General features: G+C 60.2%; 2 protein-coding genes and 1 pseudogene. All 3 read right to left on the bottom strand.

What is annotated here, in order from left to right; all coding sequences use genetic code 11:
* Nucleotides 1-293: 293 nt before the first annotated feature.
* Nucleotides 294-605: pseudogene (locus tag OC184_RS14610) on the bottom strand (transposase); the annotation flags it as partial.
* A gap of 127 nt (nt 606-732) precedes the next feature.
* Nucleotides 733-1,284, bottom strand: coding sequence for a D-Ala-D-Ala carboxypeptidase family metallohydrolase (locus OC184_RS14605; protein WP_265507919.1), 552 nt, complete (start codon nt 1,282-1,284; stop codon nt 733-735).
* Nucleotides 1,285-1,288: 4 nt separating this feature from the next.
* Nucleotides 1,289-6,673 (bottom strand): DUF7379 domain-containing protein, encoded by a 5,385-nt coding sequence (locus OC184_RS14600; RefSeq protein ID WP_265507918.1) that lies wholly within the window; start codon nt 6,671-6,673, stop codon nt 1,289-1,291.
* Nucleotides 6,674-6,741 lie beyond the last annotated feature (68 nt).

Here is a 6,741-nt window from a genome sequence, read left to right as displayed (position 1 = left end):
CCCAGTGAAGTGAGAAACGAATTCTTGGCACACATTGCGAAACGCACTCCCACCGGTCGATGGAAAAGACTTCGCAGCAGGGCGTCAGCTGAACAATGTGGGGTTCAGACGCCGCTTACGGAGAATGTCGCTAATGAGGACTCTTACTTGAACATGGGTAGACGCGGTGGGAGGATCCCTTCTGGCGAAGGAACACCCTGCCCGTAATACGCCCGGCCAACAGCGGCGATGGCCCCGTGCACCTGCTGAACGGCCTCGGCAAGTTTCGATCACTCAAAGAGTCCCGCAGAAAGCGCGCGGCGGTGGGGTATCTGCACAGGAAGGATCTTCTGCCTGCGGCTCAAGGTGGAGAAGTCCAGCCCTGCCATCTCCAGGATGCTGGCCACCATCCCTGTGCTTTGCCGCAGCGGCAGGCCGAAGAGCACCTTCACCATCAGGCAGAACTGAATGGCCGCATCAGAGAACACCGGCGGTCGCCCCGCCCTGTCCGCCAGCCACACCATGTCCTTGTCCAGCCAGATCAGCAGCAACCCACGCCGTCTCAGCGCGTCATTGTAGGACTTCCAGTTCGTCGTGCGGCAGCGCGCAGGCTTGGGTTTGCTCATGCCAGGACGCTTACCCTACCAGCCAGCCCGCGTGAATCCCGCGGCAGGCTGGAGTTTTGCAACAACGCCGACTGAGCACCCAGAGCGGGTCGCAGGCGATGATCGGGTGCTGTGGTTATGCGTTAGATTAACGATTGTCCCAATTCGCTTCAGACCCGCGGACGTCCACATGGACAAAGCCGGAATAGATGCCGACGCCACCCGCAAATATGCCCCGTCCCCGTACCGCTTTAGCCGCATCGGCCCACGCTGCACTGTTCTCCTGTTCACCTACAAAATCTGCAGCTTTGAATACCACATGTTGGCTCGATGACGCTCCACCCACGCACTGATTATAAGGTGATGCACGAAAGCAGTTTGTGATGCGCACAGAATAGCCTAACTCCTCACGGATCGCGTCCAAGGCGATGACCAGCGGAATTACGTTATTCCAAATAGGTTGTGGCGGAAGACTGTTTTTTCCGCGACAGTTGCTGCCGGGGTTGGAGTTCGACGGCCCCATCACCATGAACTCATCAGCATGGAAATGCTGGGGCTTATACTCCAGTTGGTCAAAGAATTTGCGAAAATCTTTAAGCTCTTGCGGCTCGTCGCCGCTGCGTAAGTTGCTCAGTAGTTTGCCTGCTTCCTCGAAGCCGACTGCATCGGATTCTGCACCTTCATAGTTGTCGTTGGACATGGTCCTACCTTTCTCGCTGAAGATTGTTTTTCTCTGGCCCGCCGTGCCGCGGTGCTAACGATCGATGTCTCAGTTCCTTAGCAATCATCTTGATGTGGTGGGCTTCATCTTTGTTGGACCCGCCGCGCGCCAGAAGCCGCGCGAGCGCCTCCAGATCAGCGACGGTCTCCTCGCGCTGCCCGATGGTTGCACCGCCTAAAAATGCTCGGCTGAAAGCTTCGACAGTATGCGCCACCGTCGAGTTGCTGTCGTGGGGCTCGCTCTTGCGTCGCTCGACCAAAAGCAACAGGAGCTGCGCCTCGGCAAGGCGCAAATCCCGTTCAAAGACTGGGCCCCCGGTTGTCACAGTCCCCAGAGATGCTACCACGAAATCTAAGTCGGATAGGAGATTGACGGCTGATCGCTTCTCTTCTCGCATGATAAAGTACGTCGCGGCGGTCCTTCGCAAGCGGGCATAGGCCAACTCTAAAACGGCATCTCCGCCTATCAGACCTTCCGCAGCACCATATGATTGCTTGGCCTTCTCCAGTTGGTTTACGAACGCGGTTTTAGCTCGTTCGGACGCCAGAGCAGCGGCGAAGCGCAGATGGGTGTCGCCTAGCCGCAAGAGCCGCCGGATTGCCCCGCTAGCGGCGGGCGTCTCGCCGGCAACCGTTCGAGCGTGGAACTCGTGCTGTTGTAGGCATTGAATAGCGTTCTCGTGCTGCGACCGTTCTATTTCCTGCAGCGCTTTGACATCGTACCCGTCGCCTGCCAGCCACCGTGCCTCGGAGGCTTTTCGTACTCTCAGCATGTCGCGCAGCTCCAGCGTTTCGACGGAGACGGTCGGCGGACTGGTGCGGATAGCCTCGTCGAGATATGCGAGGGCATGGTCGCGATAACCTATCTCGGCAAGCGCCCGACCTAAGGCTTCCAAGACATCAGGCGAACGTGCCCACTCAGGCTGATCGGATACGGCGGCCTCGACATTCTCGACAGTTTCGAACAATCGATCTGCATCGGCCTGGTTTCTTGCGAAGCGGGCATCGGCGCGCACAACCTGCAGCGCCGCAAGGACCTGCGACCGGGCGGTAAATTTAGTGAATTTTACCGATTGTGGCGGTAGCCCCCCAAGGGACCGCAATTGGTACTGCGAATCGCCGTAGCACTGGTAGGCACCCCAAGTCGGATCAGAGCTTTCCGTTTTACCGTCAGTTTCGCAACCTGCTTCATGAGCTTTGTCGCGAGCCGCCTGGACCGCTTGGGCAAAAGAATCTCCGGCCAGGAAGCGATCGTAGAACGTGTCAGCAAAGGCTCGCGCGTGGCCATCGTCGATGGCCCACCCTGCCGCAATAACAGCTTTGCTGCCCCTCTCCATGAAAGCAATGGCGATGTTCGCCGCGAGGTCGGATCGCTTGGTCACCGCCTCTGGCGCATCCTGCACCGGGTTCGCGTCGCCGCTAACTGTTTGCCCGATCCGCGCAACATGGCAGCAATTGAGGAAGACAAATTCCGGTACGCTTTCCAATTGTCGGATGTCGTCGGCAGTGAGGTAGTTGTCCCGCCCGATGACGAGGCCGGTTGTTTCCTTATCCGGGCCGCCGTTCACGACCCCATGTCCTGCAAAGTGCAACAGGCGCGGCTCAGTCAGGAACAACTTCTCTTCGATCGCCGGATCATCTCCGTAGGACGTTTCGACCGTGCCGATGGCTGCCGACCTCAATCGTTTCTCGACCGACCGCGCTTCTTTCTCGGCTTGGGGCAGCGCAGCATAGTAGCTCTTCGGATCACCGATTACGAGCGAGGCAGAGGTTGCAGGCAGCCGCGGGCCCTCAGGCCGGAGGGGGCGGATCAATTGGCGCACCAGCTTGGTGCGAATGGCGATGGGCTTCTCGTCAACCTTATCTATCGCCAGTTCCCATGGATAGGCAGCCGCTGTTTCGTCGAGCACCAGGGTGACGTTCGATCCCTCGGACAGGACGCGGCGGACCATTGGAGGGATCAGGCGACGAAACAGCAGGCGTCCAACGGTAGAGTCGGTTCGGCGAGATGTCTCAATGCCGGTCATCAGGTGGTCGAGGGCGTGCCGGTTCAAGGGCGCCTCGTGAGAATCTACGAGCGCAGTACGGTTCATTACGCGGAAACAGAGCTTGTCCGGCGTCTCCTCTGGGCAGGTGATCTCGACGATCATCTCCCATTCCGTATTGCGACCGAAGCTGTGCCGCCTTCGCCCCTCCTGGCCTTCGCGCAGTCGGGGGTCGATATCAAGGCGATCAAACCTGCCGACGCCAGCGAAGGCCGCGAGCGCCTCGGAGGCCTCGATGGCGCGATCTTCGAAGACCTCGAGGATTCTAAGTTCGTCGATCCGCATCCTGCGTGGCACGTTTCGGTTTGCAGCTTCGAGGGCTTCAAGCAGGGCGCGCAGACTCTCGCGGACGCTGATGCGGCTGTCGAGATGGCCGATGAGCAAGCTCGTCAGTAAGCGTTTGCGGCCGGGCTCCACCGGCTGTCTCAGCGCAAAACGCACAAGACCCTGCGTCAAGGTAGATTTGAGGGATTGCGGCGTCAACTGCCCAAACGGTCCCAGCCCGACTACCAGCGCCGCGTCCGGACCAACTGGGTTGCTGTTGCTGTCATAGAACATCTCCGAGGATCCGATCAGTCCAGGGTAGATCCCCGCCTCGCGGTGGAGGCGGAGCGCGCCTCCGAAGATATCGTCCAGCACCTTTTCGGCTGAGATTAGCGGCGCGCCATCGTAATGCCCGACGACGACCGCACCCGCTTGCAGGCGAAGATCTCCGTGCTCAATAGTGACGCGGGCGCGGAATGGCTCCAAGTCCTCGGCTAGCACCGCGTCGGACTTGCCGCCCATCGGCAGTAGGTCGAAGTCGTCGCCTGCAGGGTATATTACCGGCTCTTCATCCAACTCGAACACCGCTTCGGCATCACGAGAAACTGGGGGAGTCTGAGGCAGCCGGTTCGTCATGCCGTGCAGGAGCAGATCCGTTATCGGTTGGAAGAGGCTCCTGTCTCGTGCCAGATCGCCGTGCTGCACGTTTGGCGCGTACCAAGTGGCTACCCCCGGCAGCACTCCCGTGGCCCATGTAACACGCCCGTCACCATGGGGAGTTGCAAGAAGCGCGAAGGGCTCCTCCCGGATAGCGGTGACGGTGGCGGGGGCCTGTCCGGCGATGTAGAGCATGTACCGGGCGTCACGCGGGTCAAGTTCCATGCCTTCCCATGTTTCGCGGGCGCGATTTAGGGCGTCTTGACTGGGCGGTACCCAGTCTTTTGGTGCGGCGGCCGCCAGCTTCTCCCAAGTTGACGCTCGGAAGTAGGTGAAATCTGCGTCCGTCGGCAGAAGCTCCAAGATCCCCGGCAGTGGCACAATGGCCGACAGGATCTCCTGTGGTGAGTTCTTCAAATCAATAAGCGCAAGCTGCTTGATCAGCTTATCGCGCCCGATAAGCCCGGCCGCCATAGCTGCAGAGCCACCATTCGGGGTCCCCAGCATAAGCACACGGGAGCCTGAGCGCCCCTCGTGCATCCGCTGCCATGTGGTAGAGTGCTTCACGATCAGCCGGCGGGCTACCAGTCCCCCCATGGAGTGGCAGATCAGCCGGATCGGCTGCTTGGTCTGCTCAGTGGCGTCTAGTGCGTCGTTGATCGTGGCAGCGAGCGTGTCGGCGGCTAGATCGAGTGATAGGCGCCAGTCGTACTGCCGGATCATCGTGTGGTGCGTCTTCGCCACATGTTGCGCCAGACCTAGGTAGTAGCGCTCGACCGCGCCCACGGGCCTCACGCCAGGCGCCGGAACACCGTCGGCATCTGCACCAACCTTGCGCAGCCCGCCGCGCATCAGGTCGAGTGGGTCGATCCAGATCAGGTCGTCACCCTTGGCAAGCGTGCTTCCCATAATTCCCGGCAGCATGATTGCCACCGGCCTGTCGCCCGCCCCCCGGCTGCTACGCAGGACTGAGGCGAGCTCAGGAGACGCGCTGCGTGGGGGAGCCGGGAGCTTCCCGCTCAACACCTGGACTATCCGGTCAACGCTGTCGCGGTTGCGGAAGTAGTTGAAGTGCGCGATCTGGTTGCCACGGCTTATCAGTGCCCGCGGTTGCGTGGTGCGGGGGGCGCCCCCGAACATCGCGCCGGTGTTGACGACGAGGTCATGGTCCTCCCTGTAAAACAGGTCGGTGGCAAAAACGGCAAGCGCACGCAGAACACCGCCTGCCTTGATGTCGCCCCCGACGATGTCAAGGCTCGTCTCAAGCGTGAGGTCCTTGCGATTTAGCATGGCGATAAGGGCCGCGGTCGGCATCATCGCCTGTAGGCCTGGCAGCGCCTCAATGTTCGTCCGCGATCCCACCACGGCGCGGACGAATTCTGACATCACCGTAACGAAGGCTTGTTGGGGTCCAGGTGTCAGCGAAAGGAGATTTAATAACACCGAAAGGTAGAGGTCGAGCCGTTCTGAGGCCAGAAGGGTACCCCGCGTCGGACATGCAACCCGAACAAATGAGCCGATGCGCAGGTCCCGTTCGACCAGCTTCCGGTCGAGTTCCGTGATCTGCTCGACCAGCGTATCGAGTTCACCACCTGAATGCTTGGCTTCCAGGATGAGTCGATCGGTCTTGTCGAAGAGCGCGCCCGCACCCTTCGCACCTGTTCGCGCGGCCCGGCAGAGAAGCTCGCCCACTAGCCCGCCTCGGGAATGGCTCAAAAGGTCGACTTCCGCACCACGGGGGAGATGGCCGACAAGATCGATGGCGTTCTCGATCGGGCTTTTGGATAAGGACCGGTGCTCGAAGGCAAAGACCTGGCGCTCGGGTACTTTATTGCCGCGATACGCATCCATCAGCCGCTCCCAAGGGCTGGCAGAAGTGACTCCCGTTCCGAGCGCGAGGTTGCCGAAGCTGCCGGCGGTGCTTGAAAACGTACCGTGCAATAGGATCAGCATCTTCTGGCCGTCTGCTATGGCGCCGGCCGCCTCAAGATCGGAGGGGGTTCGGCAGCGCAGTAATGCATCGGGCTCCTGAAGCTTGCTCTCGATCCTCTCCATCGCTAGTCTAACTGCAGCCTTGCTCACGGCCCCGCCATCGAAGAACCGATAGAGGCGGACAATATGCTCCCCCACACCTCGAGTACCATTCGGCGCCGGAAACGAAGCCGGCAGGACGATCGGTCCTCCCTTGGATAGCAGAGCTTCAGCGTGACGGTAGAGGACGATGCCATTCTCAAGAGTGACCTCGACGACATGTTCGTCAGGTAGATCGACCGTCACCGCGCCGGGCAACGTCCCGCGTTGCGAGGAAACAAGGACACTTGCGAAGGGCTGTTGCGACGGTCCGTCAGCTTGAGGAACAGGATCTTCGGGAATTTTTACGCCGGGAATCGTTACAGAAAACATTTAAACGCCTACACATGAACGAACCCACTTCCGTCGTCCAATCTGTCCGAAGACAGTTGGTAAAATGA

Source organism: Paracoccus rhizosphaerae, from assembly GCF_026162645.1.
Lineage (GTDB): Bacteria > Pseudomonadota > Alphaproteobacteria > Rhodobacterales > Rhodobacteraceae > Paracoccus > Paracoccus rhizosphaerae.
This window is presented reverse-complemented; position numbering and strand designations above follow the sequence as displayed.